Source organism: Streptomyces sp. CY-1 (genome assembly GCF_047218265.1).
In the GTDB taxonomy this organism is placed as follows: Bacteria; Actinomycetota; Actinomycetes; order Streptomycetales; family Streptomycetaceae; genus Streptomyces; species Streptomyces niphimycinicus.
Genome location: NZ_CP178393.1, coordinates 11,070,225 through 11,088,988 on the forward strand (window position 1 = coordinate 11,070,225; position 18,764 = coordinate 11,088,988).

General features: G+C 68.4%; 16 protein-coding genes and 2 pseudogenes. 5 read left to right on the top strand and 13 right to left on the bottom strand.

Annotated elements, in window-relative coordinates:
- Positions 1–10 precede the first annotated feature (10 nt).
- Positions 11–652, top strand: a complete 642-nt coding sequence (locus ACK1X7_RS46455; protein WP_413116734.1) for a DDE-type integrase/transposase/recombinase — start codon at positions 11–13, stop codon at positions 650–652.
- Here ACK1X7_RS46455 and ACK1X7_RS46460 read toward each other — a convergent pair.
- Positions 630–1,964, bottom strand: coding sequence for a GH1 family beta-glucosidase (locus ACK1X7_RS46460; RefSeq protein WP_390792344.1), 1,335 nt, complete (start codon positions 1,962–1,964; stop codon positions 630–632). The two genes, ACK1X7_RS46455 and ACK1X7_RS46460, sit on opposite strands and share 23 nt — an antisense overlap.
- 61 nt (positions 1,965–2,025) lie before the next feature.
- Here ACK1X7_RS46460 and ACK1X7_RS46465 point away from each other — a divergent pair, with 61 nt between their 5' ends.
- Positions 2,026–2,649, top strand: a complete 624-nt coding sequence (locus ACK1X7_RS46465) for a TetR/AcrR family transcriptional regulator (RefSeq protein WP_119994144.1) — start codon at positions 2,026–2,028, stop codon at positions 2,647–2,649.
- 100 nt (positions 2,650–2,749) lie between these two features.
- Here ACK1X7_RS46465 and ACK1X7_RS46470 read toward each other — a convergent pair whose 3' ends face one another.
- The 5 genes and pseudogenes from ACK1X7_RS46470 to ACK1X7_RS46490 form a co-directional block, all read right to left on the bottom strand.
- On the bottom strand, positions 2,750–3,463 hold the full coding sequence (locus ACK1X7_RS46470) for an MFS transporter (RefSeq protein ID WP_413116735.1): 714 nt from the start codon (positions 3,461–3,463) through the stop codon (positions 2,750–2,752).
- 173 nt (positions 3,464–3,636) lie between these two features.
- Complete coding sequence (locus tag ACK1X7_RS46475) at positions 3,637–3,879, bottom strand: alpha-galactosidase (RefSeq protein WP_390792348.1); 243 nt, start codon at positions 3,877–3,879, stop codon at positions 3,637–3,639.
- A gap of 103 nt (positions 3,880–3,982) precedes the next feature.
- A pseudogene (locus ACK1X7_RS46480) lies at positions 3,983–4,267 on the bottom strand (glycoside hydrolase family 36 N-terminal domain-containing protein); the annotation flags it as partial.
- 209 nt (positions 4,268–4,476) lie between these two features.
- The gene (locus ACK1X7_RS46485) at positions 4,477–6,543 is read right to left on the bottom strand and encodes a discoidin domain-containing protein (protein ID WP_413116736.1); all 2,067 of its coding nucleotides are present in this window, start codon (positions 6,541–6,543) and stop codon (positions 4,477–4,479) included.
- 872 nt (positions 6,544–7,415) lie between these two features.
- A complete protein-coding gene (locus ACK1X7_RS46490) occupies positions 7,416–7,733 on the bottom strand; it encodes a response regulator transcription factor (RefSeq protein WP_385154590.1) in 318 nt (105 codons plus the stop codon).
- A 34-nt stretch (positions 7,734–7,767) separates the two neighbouring features.
- Between ACK1X7_RS46490 and ACK1X7_RS46495 the strand changes: the two genes are divergently transcribed.
- Positions 7,768–8,025: a hypothetical protein gene (locus ACK1X7_RS46495; RefSeq protein ID WP_385154593.1), complete on the top strand. Its 258-nt coding sequence runs from the start codon at positions 7,768–7,770 to the stop codon at positions 8,023–8,025.
- Here ACK1X7_RS46495 and ACK1X7_RS46500 read toward each other — a convergent pair.
- Both ACK1X7_RS46500 and ACK1X7_RS46505 read right to left on the bottom strand, forming a co-directional pair.
- Positions 8,022–8,624, bottom strand: a complete 603-nt coding sequence (locus ACK1X7_RS46500; protein WP_413116737.1) for an ALF repeat-containing protein — start codon at positions 8,622–8,624, stop codon at positions 8,022–8,024. The two genes, ACK1X7_RS46495 and ACK1X7_RS46500, sit on opposite strands and share 4 nt — an antisense overlap.
- Positions 8,625–9,466: 842 nt before the next feature.
- Positions 9,467–10,681, bottom strand: coding sequence for an amidohydrolase family protein (locus ACK1X7_RS46505; protein WP_385154602.1), 1,215 nt, complete (start codon positions 10,679–10,681; stop codon positions 9,467–9,469).
- 104 nt (positions 10,682–10,785) lie between these two features.
- On the opposite strand from ACK1X7_RS46505, the gene ACK1X7_RS46510 reads away from it, so the two are divergent.
- Both ACK1X7_RS46510 and fdxA read left to right on the top strand, forming a co-directional pair.
- Positions 10,786–11,253 (top strand): MarR family winged helix-turn-helix transcriptional regulator, encoded by a 468-nt coding sequence (locus ACK1X7_RS46510; protein ID WP_216345787.1) that lies wholly within the window; start codon positions 10,786–10,788, stop codon positions 11,251–11,253.
- Between the two features lie 280 nt (positions 11,254–11,533).
- Positions 11,534–11,860 (top strand): ferredoxin, encoded by a 327-nt coding sequence (gene fdxA, locus ACK1X7_RS46515; RefSeq protein WP_385154605.1) that lies wholly within the window; start codon positions 11,534–11,536, stop codon positions 11,858–11,860.
- Positions 11,861–12,047: 187 nt separating this feature from the next.
- Here fdxA and ACK1X7_RS46520 read toward each other — a convergent pair whose 3' ends face one another.
- From ACK1X7_RS46520 to ACK1X7_RS46540, 5 genes and pseudogenes are all read right to left on the bottom strand, one after another.
- A complete protein-coding gene (locus tag ACK1X7_RS46520; protein WP_398158803.1) occupies positions 12,048–12,413 on the bottom strand; it encodes a hypothetical protein in 366 nt (121 codons plus the stop codon).
- A gap of 388 nt (positions 12,414–12,801) precedes the next feature.
- Positions 12,802–12,983, bottom strand: a pseudogene (locus ACK1X7_RS46525) (transposase); the annotation flags it as partial.
- Positions 12,984–13,248: 265 nt separating this feature from the next.
- Entirely contained in the window at positions 13,249–14,622 is a 1,374-nt protein-coding gene (locus tag ACK1X7_RS46530) for an MFS transporter (RefSeq protein WP_413116738.1), read from the bottom strand.
- A 210-nt stretch (positions 14,623–14,832) separates the two neighbouring features.
- Positions 14,833–16,647 carry a hydantoinase B/oxoprolinase family protein gene (locus ACK1X7_RS46535; protein WP_385154614.1) on the bottom strand — a complete coding sequence of 605 codons (1,815 nt, stop codon included), beginning with the start codon at positions 16,645–16,647 and terminating at the stop codon, positions 14,833–14,835.
- Complete coding sequence (locus ACK1X7_RS46540; RefSeq protein WP_413116739.1) at positions 16,647–18,734, bottom strand: hydantoinase/oxoprolinase family protein; 2,088 nt, start codon at positions 18,732–18,734, stop codon at positions 16,647–16,649. The genes ACK1X7_RS46535 and ACK1X7_RS46540 overlap by 1 nt, the downstream gene beginning before the upstream one ends.
- Positions 18,735–18,764 lie beyond the last annotated feature (30 nt).

The following is an 18,764-nucleotide window of genomic DNA, read 5'->3' on the forward strand; positions in this document are numbered from 1 at the left end:
AGCTGGTCGTGTGCCGCGGCAACTCGCCGAGCAGGCCGCGGCGAGTCTGTTCGGACAGGCCGGCGATGCTGCGAATCACCAGGGAGCCGAGCAGCGGCGAGCGGGCGCGGACCGGCAGGCGCGGCCGGCCCCCGATCTGATCGGCCGCGATTTCACCGCCGACCGGCCAGGCACCCGCCTGGTCGGGGACATCACCTATCTGCCCACCGCCGAAGGGTGGTTGTATCTGGCCCGCTGGCTGGGCCTGGCCACCGGAGAGGTGGTCGGTTATGCGATGACCGACCACCACCATGTCGACCTCGTCGTCGAGGCGCTGCGGATGGCCCACGGATGCGACGGCCTGCAATCTGGCTGCATTGTTCACAGCGACCGCGGAAGCGGGTACACCTCGGCCCAATCCCGAACCGAGCTGGGCAGGCTGGGCCTACGGCCGAGCACCGGCTGGACCGGTTCTTGCTTCGACCTTGAGTGCCTGGTCGGCGGTGAAGGTGACCATCGCGTTGATTATCGGATCGGGCCGACGCATGCGCTCCAGTTACGCCGTGACGACCTCGCGGGCGGACAGTTCACGGGACCAGCCGGCGGGCCGGCGGAGCGTGTGCGGGATCCGCGCGAGCGCGGTGGGCGGCTCAACCGAGCTGAGCGCGGATGAGGTCGCGGTACCACGCGAAGGACGCCTTCGGGGTGCGGACCTGGGTGTCGTGGTCGACGTGGACGAGACCGAAGCGCTGGTGGAAGCCCTCGGCCCATTCGAAGTTGTCCATCAGCGTCCAGGTGAAGTAGCCGCGTACGTCCACGCCCTGGGCCACGGAGGCGTCGACGGCCTGGAGATGGGTGTCCAGGTAGTCGATGCGGTCGAGGTCGAGGACGGTGCCGTCCGCGTTGACGACGTCCTCGACCGAGCAGCCGTTCTCCGTGATGTAGACCGGCGGGAGTGCCGGGTATCGCTCCTTGAGGCCGACGAGCAGTTCCCGTAGGCCGTCGGGGACGACGGGCCAGTCGAAGGCGGTGCGGCGGTAGCCCTCGATGGGGGCCTCTTCGAACGGCAGCCCCTCGGACGCCGGCGCCTGGATCCGGGTCGGGTTGTAGTAGTTGATGCCGAGCGCGCTCAGGGGGGCCGAGATCAGTTCGAGATCGCCGTCACGGACGGAGCCGCCGAGGGTCGTGTCCGCGCCGAAATCCGACAGGTCGGGGTAGGCGCCCGTGAGGATCGGGTCGTTGAACAGGCGGTTGTGCAGGTTGTCATAGGCTCGCGCGGCGGCGCGGTCGGCGGGGGCGTCCGAGGCGGGCCAGACCGGGGTGCAGTTGTTGGCGATCATCACCTGGAGGCCGCGCGCCCGCAGCTCTCTCAGCGCCAGGCCATGGCCGAGCAACTGGTGGTGGGCGACCGGCAGGCAGTCCAGGAACAGGGTGCGGCCCGGTGCGTGGGTGCCAAGACCGTAGCCCCAGACCATGTGGATGAACGGCTCGTTGAGTGTGATCCACTTCTGGACACGGTCGCCCAGCCTGTCGGCCATGATGGCGGCGTACTCGGCGAAGCGGTGCGCGGTGTTGCGGTTCAGCCAGCCGTCGGCGTCCTCGAGGCCCTGTGGGAGGTCCCAGTGGAACAGTGTCGGGACAGGTTCGATGCCGCGTGCGAGCAAGCCGTCGACCAGCCGGTCATAGAAGTCCAGGCCCCGAAGGTTGGCCTCGCCTGTGCCGGTCGGCTGGATCCGCGGCCAGGCGATGGAGAAGCGGTAGCCGGTGAGACCCGCCTCGGCCATCAGCGCGATGTCCTCCTCGTACCGGTGGTAGTGGTCGCAGGCCACGTCACCGGTGTGCCCGTCGCGGACTGTGCCGGGCCGGGCGGTGAAGGTGTCCCATACCGACGGTCCGCGGCCGTCCTCCTTGGTGGCGCCCTCGATCTGATAGGACGCCGTCGAGGCGCCCCAGATGAAGTCCGCGGGGAGGTGGTCCAGTGTCACGTCTAACCTCCTGAAACATGAGCATGGCTCATATTAGCCTGTTCGATGGGATGATGGAAGCGTGAATCAAGATCGCCCCGCAGGGACGCTGCGCCGACTGCCAGTCCAAAAGCGCAGCGCAGAACGCTTCGAACGGCTGCTGGACGCCTGCGCCGAACTCCTGGACGAGGCCGGCTATGCCGCGCTGACCACCAAGGAGGTGGCCCGCAGAGCCGAGGTGCCCATCGGCACCCTTTACCAGTTCTTCTCCGACAGGGAGGGGTTGATCGGTGCGCTTGCCGCCCGCAATCTGGAGTCCTTCCTGGAGCGGGTCGCCGACCGGCTGGAGCGCGAGGAGCCCGAAGGTATCTCGGGCATCGTGGACGTCACAGTCGATGAGTTCGTCACCATGCGCCGGACGATCACCGGGTTCGGCGTGGTCGACTTCGGCGCGGCGGGACAGGACCACATCCTGGAGCCGACCCTGGACAACAACACCGCGGTCGCCGGACGGCTGCGCTGGCTGACCGCCTCCCTGACCGGTGGCCAGGACGACGCCGAACTTGAGATCGCCGTGCGGGTGGCCCTGGAGTGCGCGGACAGTGTGCTGAAACTCGCCTTCCGTGCCGATCCGCAGGGCGACTCCCATCTGATCGCTGAGTGCAAACGAGTCCTCAACAGCTATCTGAACGATCGACTCCGGTGACCGGCGACTAGTTGTGGTCAAGGCGTGCTTCGCGGCCGGAGGCGCGAATGGCTGAGGCCGCTCGGCGCTGTTGCAGGTCACGTCGAGTGATGCCCTGGATCTACCGGAGGATGCCGCCGTCCGGGTAGCCCCCCGGGCTGCCGAGCACGACCGAGGCAATCGGGGGAACCAGGACGTACGGCAGGGAAGTCATCAGGTTGGCCAGGGCCATGTCCTTGCCGCGGTCCGCCGAGGCAGGGAGCACCTCGGTGAGAAGCCCGCGACCAGCCCGAGCAGTAGCCCGCCCGCGATCATGCCGCCGGCCTGCGGGACCATGGCCCAGCCCAGCCCAGCCCAGCCCAGCCCAGCCCAGCACCACACCGCGCTGCCCGACCGGGACCCGGTCGGGCACCACGTGGAAGAGTCCGGCACCGATGATCATGAAGGCGGCGAACAGCACGAGAGAGCCGATCGCGACCCCGGCGACCGTCGTCTGGATGCCGATGCAGACCAGTGCAGCCGTGCGTACCAGCGAGCCCACGATCAGCCACGGCCGGCGGCGGCCGAACCGGCTGGTAGTGCGGTCGCTGAGGGCGCCGGCCAGCGGCGCGAGGACGATTCCCGAGATCGCGCCCATCATGCTGACCCAGGCGTAACTGCCGACTTTTCCCGCCGGGTCGATCTGGGCGATCTGCTCGGGCATCAGGAACGTGGTCGGCGCCCGCATCGGGATGAACATCCCGACGTTGGCCAGGAGGTACAGGGCGACCCAGCCAGGGCCGACCTTGCGGACAGGCTCGGCGAGGGCCTCGGGCCGTTGAGGGGCGAGGCTCATCGAGGCACTCGCTTGAGGTGGACGAGCTCGCTCGTCCAGTCGAAGGACAGCAGCGGCGGGAGACCGTGGCTGAGCAGGACGGCGTCCTCGTGGACGGCGCCGGTGGCCTCATCCCGGTAGCGGGCATCGGGGCCGAGCGGGTCCAGACCGTTCGGGAACCGGTCGGGGTTGGGTCACCAGTCGCCGAGCCCGGCCACGTCGCTGGTGCGGGCGCCGAACCAGGCGTCGTCCACGACGAAGACCTCGACGCCGAGACCCGCGGCCAGCTCGGTCTGCTGCTTCTCGCTGATGTCGAACTCGGTCGCCTCCCACGAGTTGAAGATCAAAGGGCGTTCGGCAGGACGGGCAGGAAGCACCTGACGTTCGACGTAGGCATGCCAGCGGCGGCTGGTGCCGCCGAAGCCGTTGGGGGGCATACAGCCTGGTGAAGACAGGGGTCTCCAGACGCTCGCCGGCGCCCAGCTTCCAGACCAGCCCCTCGTGTCCGAACCCGCCCGTCCAGGAGGCACGGCCGTAGGGGGCGCGGCGCAGGGTGATCCGGCGGCTGCCGCTCCAGGCCGGGGCCGCGTTCCAGACCTCGCCGTGCTCCTCGGCGGCGTCCTGCGCGTCGAGCATCAGCCAGGGTCCGGAGCGCTGTCCTGTGATGCCGAGGCGGCTGGTGAACACGGTCTCCCCGACGGGCACCCGGTCGTGCTGGAGCAGGAACTCTCGGCCCCATTCCCTCATCACATGGCTGACCCGGTAGTCGTCGCGGGCGGGTAGCGTCCAGGCGGCGGAGTCGAACCGCAGGACGTCCACCGGCACGCCCGCGGTGAGGACGGCCCAGCGCTCGCGTTAGGCAAGCGAGCCCGCAACGCCAAGCCCCTGACAGGGGCTATCGAAATTCGCGGCGTGTGGTTCCATGCGCTCCGCGTGGCTCGGTCGGCGAACGCGCCGGAAAGTCAGCCGGGGTCGGCCGGATCAGGAGAGCTGATCCGGCCGGCCCCGGCCCCGGGCACCGCCTCACCGGTGCCTCAGTTGGCGTAGACGCCGACCTCGCGCAGTGAGTAGCCCCACTGGGTGCCGCGCTCCAGCCCCTTGATTCGTACGTAGCGCGCCTGAGTTTCGGCGATACGCGCCGTGTCCAGGCCGCCGTCACCGGCGGCCGTGGACCACACCGTCTTCCAGTTCGTACCGTCTGCCGACAGCTCGACGCGGTACGACTTCGCGTACGCCGCCTGCCAGTCGAGGGTGACGCGCTTGACCGGCTTCGCGGATCCGAGGTCGCCCCGTAGCCATTGGTCGTTGTTCCACTCGCTGGCCCAGCGGGTGCCGATGTCGCCGTCCACGGCCTTGCCGGGTGCGAAGCTGACGGCCGGGTTCCACCACTCCGACGAGGATGCCGAGGCGGCCGCGCCCGAGGCCAGGTTCTCCCCGGACTTGTGCTTCTCGGTGTTCCCCCAGGTGCGGAGGTAGGACTCGGCGCCCGCGAAGAGGGCATCCACGACTCCCTGGCCGCCGACGATCCGGATGTCCTCGATCCAGTCCGGGACCATGCCGTAGTGCGCGGCGCCGTCGGTGTTGAAGTCCCACGTGCGCTCGCCGGTGGTCTGCTTGTCGGTCACCGAGCCGCCGTCCGTGCTGCGGAAGGGGTACTTCACCGGGTTCGGGGTGTCCCCGCCCCGCGGGCCCGGCCAGCCGCCGACACCGTTCATGTCGGTGCCGTAGCCGTAGCCGACCTTGTACTTCTCGCGCAGCGCGTCCGTGCGTTTGGCCTCCGCGCTGAACGCCTCGGAGCCGCTCATGTACTGAGCGGCGAACCCGCCGAGCTTGTAGAGCCGTTCGGTCCAGCCCAGGTCCATCCAGCTATGCGAGGAGATGACGCCCGGGTACGACTCGGACTCGAGGATGTCGAAGGCTTGATCCGCGGCCTTGACGCTCATGTGGTCGACTTCCAGCATCATCTTGCGTTTCATCATGCCGCGCACCGCGTACGCTCCCAGGTCGGTCAGCCCGCGGGTGTTGCACTGCGCGCCCGAGGTGTACGTGGGGACGGACACCCCCTTCGGGAGCCGCTTCTCCGCCTCCGGTGCTACCGCGTTGCCGATGGGGTTGTCGTGCTGTGGGCCGCGGCAGGTCTCCGTCTTCCAGAAGGTGCCGGTCGACAGGAACTGGCCGACGTTGATGGCCGTACCGAGGGTGCCGGAGTCGAAGCGCACCCCGCACAGGGCGTTGTCGAACTTGTGGCACAGGAACATGCTGCGCACGCCCAGCTTGTACAGCTCGTCCAGGCCGCGGTCGATGTCCTCCTCGCTGCACTGCGCCTTGTCCAGGATCTGCTTGCAGCCGAACGGCTCCGAGGTCTCGACGCCCAGGACGACGGCCAGCTTGCCCTGCTCGATGACCTTTCGGGCCTGCGCGCTGTCGGTGACGATCCGGAACCAGCCCTTGCCCGGGCCGCCGTACATCTTGTCGATGAAGGCCTGCATGTCGTATGTCTTCTTCGCCTCGAGACGAATGGCGGTCATCTCGTCACAGCCGCGGTCCTTGAAGAAGTAGACCGAGCAGATCACGCCGTTGGTGACCAGGTCGTTGACCAGTACCCGCTGGCCGCCGCGCCATGCCCGCTCGATCCAGGCGTAGTAGTTCTGCTGGTGGGTCAGCGAGTCGTGGGCGGGCCAGTCCTTGAAGGTGGGCCACCCGTTGGGGTCGTGCTTGCCGTCGCCGCCCTTGGTGATCATGTCGAAGATGGCGAGCGAGCCGTCGGGGTAGTGCTCGGGGCAGTCCTTGAGCGCGTCGGTGACGCCCTGCTCCGAGAACGGCTTGCCGCAGATCAGCCGGCCGCCGAAGCCCTCGTTGGACATGATGTGGTCGTGGGCGTCGACGAAGCCCCGTACGTGCCCCTGGGCGTCAGTGCCCTTGAAGGGCTCGCCCGTGACGTTGATCTGAGCCTCGGGTGTGGGCCGCGCGGTCGGATCCCACCAGTTGGACTCCGCCGCGGAACTGGGCGTCGGGCCGAGTGCCAGAGCCATCGCGGACAGGAGCAGTAAGACCACCGTGAGGGATCTGAGCCTGCGGCGCGGAGGTTGAACCATGATCATCGCGTCGATCCTTAAATGTGAGCCAGACTCATGTTCTACTCGTACGTTAGGGACGCGAGCCCGCAACGCCAACCCCCTGACGGGGGCTATCGCCGGGAAATGGGAAGAGCACCCCACCGGAACGGCCGCCGGTGGCGTCGCTCACTCCGACCGAGATGGTCACTCTTCATGAGGGTTCGCCTCTTTGGCGCGTCCAGAGCCCGGGGGCAGCGCGCGGCTTCGGCGGGCCTGCCCAGTGGGGTCGGTGCTCGGTCAAGGCCGCGCCGGCCGGGGTGAGCCGCGGATCCGGTTCCCAGGTGATCAGGCCATGACTCCAGCATCGCGTCCGGCGCGGCCAGACCGAGGATTCCCGCGAGGTGGCCGAGCGATCGACGGAGGGCGGTCAGGATCACCACATTGGGTCGGCCGGCGGCAGATACCGGTGGCGGCCGTGCCGTTCCTCGGCCCAGCTCCCGTGCCGTTCCGGGCCGGCGGTCGAGGAGGGTCAGGGACATGTCGGCCCGGGTGCCGTCCGCGAGCAGCCGTGCCACCGCGACCGCCGTCGCTGATCGTCGGGGGCGGTGGAACTCGTCCTCATCGACCCCCAGGACCCGCTGACGTGGCGGCGATCTCGGACACGCTGGACCGCTTCAACCTCGACGCCACGGGCATGGACGACCGACGTCCCCTCGCCGTCCTGGCCTGTGAGCCCGGCGGCGCCGGGCTCGGCAGCCGGATTCTGCGCCGGGCCGAGGACGACCGCCGTCCTGTACACCGTCAGCTTCCAGGCCCTTGGCTTCTACGAGTGGAACGGTTGGCGCCGCCTGGGCGAAGTGCGCTGCGCGCCCACGGGCATCAGCCGCGACTTCCTGGCCAAACAGCTCTGGCATCCGTCAGGGAGCGCGGTGTCCCGCCCGGTGGGCGTACAGGGTGGCCTGGGCGCGGTTCTCCAGGCCGGGTTTGGTCAGCAGCCGGGAGACGTAGGCGCGGACCGTGGTCTCGGCGACGTGGAGTTCGGCGGCGATGGCCCGGTTGCCCAGGCCGCGCCCGAGGCGGCCGAGGGTCTCCTGTTCGCGGGTGCTGAGCGCGTCGGCGGCGCCCGGGGGTGCGGGCGATGGGGGCGGGGTCGTGTAGGTGCGCTCGATGAGGGTGCGCATGAGGGCGGGCGCGAGGAACGGGGTCGCCTTCGTGGACGGTGCGGTTTCGTGCACGATCCGCCTACGGCCTGGTGAACTTGGAGACCCCGTGACGACCCTGACCTGTACATCGGCGCCTTCGGCGCCCGCCGGACCGGAAAGGGACGCAGGCGTGCGCGACTACGTTCTGGCGACGCCGGGCGCGGCCCGCATCATCAACGACGCCGTCCGCGAACTCACCGCGTTACGCGCCGCTGCGCACGGCCGCCCGGTCCGGCTCCTGGTGAACTGCTGGTACGGCCGCCACCGAGTCATTGACCGGATTACCGCAGAACGCGCCGGGTGGCAGCGCCCCCGCTTGGCCTAGCCGTCCACCTCGTACTGTCCCACCTCACGGAAGTAGCGCAGGGTCTCTGGGGAGCCGTCGTCGAGGGCTGCGTTGACAGCGGCGCGGAGGGCATCGCTGATGTTCGGGTCCGTGAGCATGCGAACTATGTAGACGGCGTCGTCCTCGGCCTGGGCCAGCCGATAGCCAGTCTCCAGCCAGGCGCGCATCTCCTCCGGAGAGTCGCTGTCGAGGAGCTTGTTGGCCTCCTCAATGACCCGCTTGTCTTGGCTCTGTGTTGCCACGTGGAGGATACCGGCGATGGCGACCCGGTCGTCCTCGGCCTGGGCCAGCCGATAGCCGGTCTTCAAGAAGGTCCGCATGTCATCCATGGTCCCGTTGAGGGCCTCATCGGCCTCTCGGATGACCCCCTGACCGCTGCCCTCGTCGGCCAGGATGACGGCGATCGCGGCACGCAGTTCGTCCTCCGACATCTCGTCCACCGGTGTGCCGGACGTGGTCGCCACGGTAGTGGTGGTGGTCGGGGCCGCCGAACCGCTGGCAAACGCCGGGGCGGTGAAGAGGAGGGCTGGTGTCAGGGCGGTGGCCACGACGAGCAGAGCGGCACGCGTCGGTCTCATGAATGTACGCCTCCGTGATCGAACTTCAGGTGAGCCGATGATCACCCATGCGGGCCGAAACGGCATCAGGAATCCGTCAATCCAGAAGAAGCGCACCCGGCATCGCCGACACCATCGGCCGCTGCACGCAGGAGACCGGCGCCCGCGTCCAGGTCACCCACCACCACATCAACCGGCCGCCGGCTCCCCCCCATTCGCGAACCCCCACGGTCCGACTGCCCTTTCTGCGCGATCATCCATCACGGTGCCTCCCGGTGACGATCGTCCACGAGTGGGTCGACGCGCTCGCGATCGTGCCCCGCAGCGGTGGCTGCGCCGACGGGCACCTCCTGGTCCTGCCCCGCGGCCACGTCCAGGACTGCGCGACGGACCCCGTCGTGGCCGCTACCGCGCACTCAACCAGGCCGCAGCGGGCCTGCACCTCCCCGACGACGTCGGGATGCCGCCGGCCAACCACGCCGTGCACGTTGCCCGGTGCCTGAAGGCCGAGTTCTTCGGGCAGCTCTTACCGCGGATCGGCCCCTACACCCAGCGCGGCCACGCAGAGCGCGCCGTCGACCATCTCGACGCGCAGCCGCAAGGACACGGTCCCCGAGGCTGTGGCGAAGACGGTCCCGTTCGATGTCAGTGACCACGCCGCCTACCGTGACCCGTACGCGACCGAAGCGGTCGCGCTCTGCGGCCGCTGTTGGCCGGGAGGGCGCTGCGGGACCACCATGACCCTGTACGAGATCGGGCGACCGAGGGCGACGGCACCCCCGCCCCGTTGTGCCGGGGCCGCCACGAACACCTCCTGGCGTCAGGTCGCCCCCGTCGGGATACCGCATGATGATGGACTGTGGTCATTCCGCCAGGCGGGTGCCGCGGCGCCAGATGGCGCGGGTGTTGAGAGTGTCGCTGATGTTGCTGGTCGGGTCGCCGTCGACCAGCAGAAGGTCGGCGCGGAGTCCCTCGGCGATGCGGCCCCGGTCGCTGAGATGGAAGCGGCGGGCTGTGGTCGTTGTGGCCGCGCGCAAGGCCCGTGCGGGCGTCAGGCCGGCTGCCACGAGGTATTGCAGTTCGTGGTGCAGGCTCGCTCCGTGCGCCAGGCCCCCGAAGAACGTCTCGGGCATGGAGACGTCGGTGCCGGCCAGCACGTCGACACCGGCGGCGTCCAGAGCGCGCACGGTGTCGTACACGTCGTCGAGCTTGCCCTGCGGGTAGCGGTTGTAGCTGGAGCGCAGGGTCCGGTCCCACGTGCTGTCCAGGCGTGCGGCGACCCGGGGATCGTCGGCGAGTCCACTGCCGGTGATCCCCATCATCGAGGCATTGAGGCTGATGCAGGGAATGACGAACATGCCCGCGTCCTTGATGAGGCTGATGATCTCGGCGGTATGCGGCTGGTCCATGAACACGTGGGTGACGCCGTCGATGCCGGCTTCGGCGGCCATCCTGGTGGCCTCCAGGGTCAGCGCGTGGGCCACAGTGAGGGCCCCGTACTTCTTGGCTTCCGCCACACCGGCGTTCACGGTGGCCTGGTCGAGCGACGGCAGCCCAGGGTGTCCCTCCACGCTGCCGTCGTCGATCATGAACTTGATGAAGTCGGATCCCCGGCCGAGAAGTTGGGGGACGAAGGCGGCCGCTTCCTCCGGCGTGGTGGAGAACGGCATCAGGGGCATCACCGGGGGGAGGTCCCACTTCGGCCGGAATCCCTCGGGCATCAGCTCACTCGGGTGACCACCGGGCGGTGTGATGCCGAAGCCTGCGGAGCGCACGTCGGCCACGGTGTCGTCGTCGCTGATGAGCCCCCGGTTCTCCCGGGTGTTCATCCCCTGCATCTCCAGTTCGGTCGTCACCCCGAACCGCAGGGCGAGCGCCAGGGAACCCGGGGCGGAGTGAACATGGGCGTCGATGAGCCCCGGCAGCAGTGTGGCGCCGCTGCCGTCGACGATCTCGCTGCCTCGGGGGGCATCGCCACCGACGCGGGCGATCCTCCTGCCGTCGATGACCACGGTCTGCACGCCGACCGTCTTCTCCCCGTCGAAGACCCGGGCGTTGGTGATCGCGGTGAGTGCCATGAGCAGTCCGCCTCGTTTTCTTGCTCGTCAATATTTACATACCTGATGCTATGCACTTGCTGGATGGTATGCAAATGTGCGACTGTGGACCTAGACTCAGGCACATGAGCAGCGCGTCGTTCTCTGAACAGCCTCCCGACGACCTGGCGTTGGACCAGATCGGCCCGGCGCTGTCACGTCTGCGACGACGCGCACCCGCTTCGAGCAAGGACCTCTCCCGCAACCTCGTACTCAATGTGATCGCCGATGCGCCGGGCGAGATGACCGTCGGTGGCCTCGCTGCCGAGATGGGCGTCGCCCAGCCGGTGGCCAGCCGGACCGTCGCCGCCTGCATAGACGACGGGTTGCTGCGCCGGGCGGCGTCCCAGTTCGATGGACGCCGTACCGTGCTCGAACTCACCGAGCACGGTGAGGCTGAGCGCAACCGCTTTGCCGCTGAGCAGCGAAAAGCGTTCCTGGAGATCACCGCTGCCTGGTCTCCGGAGGAGCGGGTTCAGTTCGCACGCCTCTTGGTCCGGTACGGCGCTGATGCCACCGCATGGTCCAGGACACAGGCCACAAGGCGCGACTGAGCGAGGCGACAGCGGTGCGTCCGACATTGAGCTCGGGCCGGGAAACGGCCGGATGGGCGGCCTCCGCGGCGTCGACCTGGGGGAGGGCCGATCCCTGCCGGATTGGCTGTGGGCAGTCGACCACTGACCGGTCGGTGTCCGCGGGAGTTGGGCGGGCCCGGGTGGACAGTGCACTTCGTGAGCCGTGTCGTGGCCGCGCCCACGCCCCACGACCACGCGTTCTTTCCTTGGACGTACAGCCCGACCACTTGGCCTTCCCTGGTGGCGTGAGGAGAGCATCGTGACCTACGTGATTGCTCAGCCCCGCGTCGATGTGAAGGACAAGGCGTGCATCGAGGAATGCCCGGTCGACTGCGTCTACGAGGGGCAGCGCTCTTTGTACATCCACCCGGACGAGTGCGTCGACTGCGGGGCCTGCGAGCCCGTCTGCCCGGTCGAGGCCATCTTCTACGAGGACGACGTCCCGCAGGAGTGGAAGGGCTACTGCCAGGCGAACGTGGAGTTCTTCGACGAACTCGGCTCTCCCGGCGGCGCTGCCAAGCTCGGGCTCATCGAGCGCGACCACTCGCTGATCGCCGCGCTGCCGCCGCAGGACCTGGAAGGCTGACCACCATGGCCAGGGATCACGAGCGCGAGCAGGTCTCCCCGCGCCGAGGACGCGTGAACTCCGGTGATCCTTTTCGGCCGGTTTCCGGAGACTTCTCCAGTCCGAGGCAGCGCGAGTCGTCGGGTGGCCGTCCGGGCGGGGTCTCCAGGGTCTTTCGGGTCGTGGGCGGTCAGGCCGAGCGGCTGGCTCAGGCGACTATGCGCTGACCGGTTGCCGTCCACAGGTTGGCGAAGTCGTGCTCCAAGCGCCAGCGTTGGGGCAGGTGGAGAGTGAGGCGGTGAAGCCGCCAAAGGAGTGGCCGAACATGCCGGCCTTGTCGAGATTCCACCCGCGCCTTCCCAACTCGTCGAGGACGAACCGGGCAGCGCATGGTCTCGGTGACGAACTCCAGCCGGTTCAGGTCACGGATGCAGGCGATGACATGGGTGGAGTCGGTGCGGGCCCGACCGCCGGCCCGCAGCAGGCCCCGCTTGCTGCACTGCGCGAGGATGGCGTCCAGGATCTGCTGCTCCAGGCCGTGGGCGATCAGCCGGTCACGGAACTCCCTGAGCACCGGGAAATCAAAGCCACCTTCCAGTCGATCCGGCCACGCACGGCATCAGCGGCCTGCCGGTCGGTCAGCCTCGGCGTAATGCAACACGCTCACCAGCGCCAGCATCCCCGGAGACATGGACGGACCACCTCGATATGCGAACGCCGCCACGAACCGCTCGCTTTCAAACACCGCCCCGAACTCGTCCCTGATCCGCATGGCCAGACACCCGCGCGGGAACGCAGCACGGGCGACCCTCGCCGTGGACTCAGGCACCGCAGGCGCAGGCAACGGACGCATCGACATGATCTCCCCCTCGCGCCCAGGAAACAGACCCGACAACGAGCAGTGTCCACCGCACTCGAAGGTCATTTCGGGTGAACCATCACATCGACCAACAGAGTCCGACAGGCGGCGCCCGCCAGGCGTACAGCCGCTGACCAGCACGTAGACGATGCCCGCGAACACCGCCTCGTCATCGATGTTGGCCACCCCGCCGCCCTGCGGCCGCACTCGCGCCGACGGTAGCAACGGCCTGGCGATCTCCCACAGTCCCACCGGCAGGATCCATCCCCACAGCCCACTCCCCATACTCGGCCAACGACCAACTGACCATGTAGCACACGGCGTTAGGCCGGGGCTCCCTGCGGACACCAGCGGGTGGGCTGGTCGGCGTGATCAACGTATCCGGCCCCGCGTCACGGATGATCAACCGGATCGATGATGCGGCCCGACGGCTCCGCGGCGCCGCCACAGCCATCGAGGGCCCCTCGGCCGCATGCTGGACGAGAACGTCGGACGGCCCTCCGACGGGCCCGGTCCGGCTTCCCTCTCGGCGTGGCCTCCGCCGAGGTCTTCATGAGGCGCGGGCAACCGCCGCGTCGCTGTGGTCTCCTGGGCGCACGCCGCCCTGGCGCTCGCCGGTATCGACACCCTGCTCGAGGGCGGTGCCACCGGTTTCCTTGAGGAAACAGAAGACGATCACACCGGAGATGAGTGCGATCGAGGATGCGTAGATGGCCGGAGAGACCAGCAGGCCGGTCAGGGAGACCAGCCACGCGGCGACGAAGGGGGCGGTACCGGCGAAGACCGTGTAGGCGAGGTTGTAGCTCATCGAATTACAGCTGTACCGGACCGAGGTAGGGAACAGCTCGGCCGAAAGGGCTGGCACGACACCCGAAACAGGTGCGATGCACAGGCCGAAGATGATCTGCCCGAGCAGCACGCCGGCGAGGTGCCCGGTCTGCATCAGCAAGAAAGCCGGCACCCCGAGGACGACCAGGGCGACCAGCCCCGTGATGATGACCGGTCGGCGGCCGAATCGGTCGGCCGCGCGACCGCCGAGGAGCACCACGACGCAGAAGATCACGATGGCCGTGCTGTTCATGAAGAGCGAGGCGTTCCGGCTGGCACCCAGCTCCGTCTCCGTATAGGTGACCATGTACGAGTTCAGGATGTAGAAAGACGATGCGGTGACCGCGGCGGCGCAGAACACGAGGAGCATCTTGCGCCACTGGGTGCGGATGCCGGTCAGCAGCGGGTTGCGGGGAGCAACTCCCGCCGCCTTCATCTCTATGAAGACTTCAGGCTCGGCCAGACGCAACCGCACGTACAGGCCGATCAGCCCCAGCGGCGCGCCCAGCAGGAATGGGATGCGCCAGCCCCATGCGGTGAAGGCGGCATCGTCCAGCAGGACGGAGATCGTCAGGATGACGATGGCGCCCAGGACGGCCGGGATAGCGGAGGACACCGTGACTGCGCTGACGAATGTCGCCCGCTTGTCGCGCGGGGCCGACTCGGCCAAGTAGGAGGTCGCCCCGGCGAACTCGCCGCCGTTGGAAACGCTCTGCAGACACCGGCAGACCAGCAGCAGCACCGGGGACAGCAGCCCCACGCCCGCATAGGTGGGAAGCAGGCCGATCGCGGTCGTGGTCGCGGCCATCAGGAGAATCGCCGAGGTCAGCGCTCTTGTGCGGCCGAACTTGTCGCCGAGGTAGCCGAAGACGAATCCGCCCAGCGGGCGGAACAGGAACCCCAGGGCGAAGATCACGAAGGTGCTCAGCAGCGCGGCCCTGGAATCGGCCTTGGGGAAGAACTGGCTTGCGATAGTCGGTGCCATCAGACCGTAGATGGCGAAGTCATAATATTCTGTCAGCGTCCCGACGGTGGCTCCGAAGATCGTACGCCGGTTGGTGGGGCGGCCTGGCGGGGTTGATGGGGCTGCGGTCATTGCTCGTCCTTCTCGTCGCCGAAGCGGCGACTGCGTCGTGGGCCCGAAGTGGCGCCTTCCAGGTGAAGCGTGGATTGATCGCGTTCGATGTCTGCGCCAGTGCTTACTCGCGGCCTCGTTTCCGGACGTCCAGGGGGCCGGAAACCAGGTCGTGGGGCTCAAGACGAAGCCGGGGCAGATGGGGGGTCGGGGGCGGGTCCGGCACAGGGGTCACGACTCCACCGGAGAGCGGTCGCGCAGGGCGGCCCTGGCCGTGGCGGTCGCGCTCCAGTCGATGGACAGGTCGCCCCCGCTGCCGGTGATCACGACGCCGTACACTTCGCGGGCGTGGCCGATGCTCTCCCACCGCCCGAGCACGTCCTTCAGCACGCGCTCGGGGCCGCGGTCCAGCGGGTCGCCGTAGCCACCACCGGAGCACTCCACACCCCGGACGGCCTGGCCGGTGTTGAGTGTGACGACCGCGTTGTTGGGCAGGAGGGTCTCGCTGCCGTCGGTGTCGATCATCCAGCCGGCGGCCAGGGCGCCGTCCTGCCCGCCGAGCACGCCCCTGGGCGGGACAATCTGTCCGTCACAGGGGTAGATGACCGAGACGCCGTCTTCCTTGGACTCGAAGGCCATATCGACGGTGCACCCACCGCGGTGACGGCCCGCGCCCCCGGAGTCGGCCATCATCCGGATGTGCCGGTACTGGATCGGCATTTTGAGCTCGTCGATCTCGATGGAGTCCCGGTAGGTGAGGCCTGCCGTACTGGGCACGTTCCAAGTCAGCCAGCCGTCGGCGGCGGCGCTGCCGGGCCCGCCTGCCGCGCCCATCAGTAGCTGGTTGACGAACCGCTCGCCGGTGCGTGAGTCATATCCGGAGACCACCGCGTGCGGAACCCCCATGCCGACTGGGCCCTCAGCGATCCCATAGGGCTCACCGAGCTGGGCGAAGGCCGCACCGACGCAGTTGGTCAGCCGGTCCGCGACGTTGGTCGTGGCCACTGAGCAGCTATGGGGGAATTCCGGGATTCCGACGGCGGCGCCCTTCTTGAGACGGACATCGACGCGCCGGAACGCGCCGGAGTTCTTGGGCACCTGCCCGCACAGACCGTGGAAGATGCCGCTGTACACGGCGGCCAGCGTGGTCGCCTCGGTGAGGTTGAGCCCGCAGTCGACGTTCGGGGCGTTGTCGGTCAGGTCGACCAGGATCCGCCCGTCCTGCGGGTGGATGTCGATGTCGACCTGGAACTCCAGCCCGTCGGGCAGGTAGGGCTGGAACGGGTCGTGTTTGCCGGTGTTGTGCAGACGTGCCTGGGGCAGCTGCGCGATGGTCTTGCGCATCAGGTCTTCGGAGTAGTCGAACCAGCCGCGGATGAACCGCTTGACTTGGTCCTTTCCATACTTGGCGCACAGCTCTTCGAGGCGCCGCTCGGCGATCCGCGCGGCCCCGAGCGAAGCGAGGAAGTCGCCGTGCCACTGCTGCGGGACGCGGATGCGGGCCATGCACATGCGCATGACGTCGTCGATGGTGGTGTAGTTCCGCTGCACTCGGACAGCGGGGAAGATCAGTGCCCCTTCCTCGTACACGTCCTTCGCGCCGGCGAAGTAGGTGGTGGGCAGGGAGTTGCCAGTATCGGCCTGATGTGCCTTGGCCACGGCGGTGAACATGTGCTCACCGTCGATGAACACGGGCACGAGCACGGAGTGGTCCGCGGCGTGAGAGTTTCCGCCGTAGGGGTTGTTGTCCAGGTAGGCGTCACCCTCGGCCAGGTCCGGGTGGGCGGCGAGGATGTCTTCCGCCTGGAGCTGTACGCCGAAGATGTGCACCGGCAGACCTTCCGCGGCGGCCAGCAACTGGTTGTCGGCCGTGGCGATGGCACACGAGAAGTCGCGCCCGCTGTTGATCACCGCCGAGCGCGCCGAACGCAGCAGGGTGGTGGTCATCTCGCGCACGATGCCGTCCAGGCGGTTGGCCAGGATGGCGGTCAGGATCGGGTCGAACTCGTGGTTGTCCAAGGCAAGTGTGCTGTCGTCGGCCACCATCACTCGTCTCCCTCCGGAGTCGTCACATGCAGGATGTAGTTGCCGGACCCGCTGACCTCGGTGGCCATGCCCGGATAGACGACCAATGTGGTGGTCGGCTCCTGGATGATCGCGGGGCCGGGCACGTACTGGCCCGGCCGCAGATCCTGGGGCAGGTACACGGGAGCGTCGGTCAGTCCGGAAGGGCCGAAATAGCAGGCCCGTGTCTTCGAAGGGGCCCCGCAGGTCCGGGCCACGGCCCGGACCTGCGGGTGGCTGGTGCGCAGGTCGGCGGTCAGCCGTGCCTTCCAGCTGATGAACTCCAGGTCCGCGGTGTCGTCACAGAAGGCGAAGAGGCGTTCATGCTCGTCGTTGAACGCCTTGCGGAGCTGAGCGATGTCTTCGCCGCCGCGGAACTCGCTCACGGGCACCGGGGTGACGATGTCCCATACCTGGGCCTCGTAGCGCGCTTCGGTGAAGTACTCGATCACATAGTCGTCCTCGGCAATGCCGACCCGGCCTGCGAAGGAGGCAAGCCTGTCGCGCAGACGCGTCAGCGTCGTGTTGACGTCGTCCGCGTCGAAGGTGGAGTAGCGCGTGATCAGCGGCGCCGACTCCTCCTTGACGATGTCGGCGAAGTGCATGCCCGCCGCCGATAGGGCCCCCGCGGTCTTGGGCAGGATCACCCGGCTGCTGCCCAGCTCGGCGGCGATCCGCATGATGTTGATGCCGGCGGCCCCGCCGCCGGCGACGACCGTGCTCTCCTTGGGATCCAGGCCCTGGGAGATGGTCATGTCATAGACCGCCTTGACCATGTGGTCGGTCGCCAGGGTCAGGATCCCCCAGGCCGTCTCCTCGACGCTCCTGCCCAGCCTCTCGGCCACCCGGGCCACGGCCTCGCGGGCCGCGGCGGTGTCCAGGTCCATGCGCCCGCCCAGGAAGTAGTCCGGGTCGAAGAAGCCCAGGACGCACGCGGCGTCCGAGAGAGTGGCCTCGGTGCCGCCGCGCCCGTAGCAGGCGGGACCGGGTTCGGACCCGGCCGACTGGGGGCCGACGCGCAGCAGTCCACCGTCGTCGACCCAGGCGATCGACCCGCCTCCGGAGCCGATCGAGCGGATGTCGACCGACGAGATGCCGAGCAGGTCTCCTTCCCACTCGCCACCGAGCCAGGTCTCGCGGGTGTAGACCAGCCCGGAGTCGTGCGACAGACCGACGTCGAACGTGGTGCCACCGGTGTCGCACACGATGGTGTCGCCGCCGAAGCCTTCGGCGTTGGAGAAGTTGACGGCCGCCACCGGGGCCATCGCGGGCCCGGACTTGGCGGCGTTGATCGGCGCGGCGATCATCTCCTCGACGGTCATCACGCCGCCGATGCTCGAGGAGACCAGTAGCTGACCGGTGTAGCCGAAGGCCCGCAGGTCCGACTCGAGTTCGTGGAAGTGGTTCTGCATCAGGGGCTTGAGCGAGGCGTCGATGGCGGTCGCCGAGGCCCGCCGGTACTCGCGGACGATCGGCGCGATCTGGTGCGAGAGCGTGTACGGGACGCCCGGCAGGATCTCTTCGACGAGCTCGGCGATGCGCAGCTCATGCGCGGGCTCGACGATCGACCACAGCAGGGACACGGCCACTGCCTCGTAGTTCTCCTGGCGGAGGTGGTGCAGGATGTCCCGCACGGCCTGCTCGTCCAGCAGTTTGGTGATCCGCGCCTCGGAGCTGACCCGCTCGGGCACCTCGAACGTCCTGCGCCGCGGGATGTAGGGGTCGGGGTACTCGGTGGTGTAGTCGAAGACGTCCCGCTTGCCGCCCTCCTTCAGCACGAGGATGTCGGGGAAGCCCTCGGTGGTGAGCAGGGCGGTCTTGGCCACCCCACGGGTCACGATCGCGTTGGTCGCCCGCGTGGTCCCGTAGATGAACAGGTCGGTGTGGGCCAGCAGGGCCCGTGCGGTCGTCCCGAGGCCGTCGGCGATGGCCTCGAGGGCTTCGCGCATGCCGTCGAAGACGCGCTGGTGGGTGGTAAGTGCCTTGCCGACGTAGTGGTTGTCGTCCTCGTCGCGGACGACGACGTCGATGAAGGTGCCGCCGGTGTCGGCGGAGACAGAGAATCGCATGAGTGCCTCTCGGATGGGCGACGGCGGTAT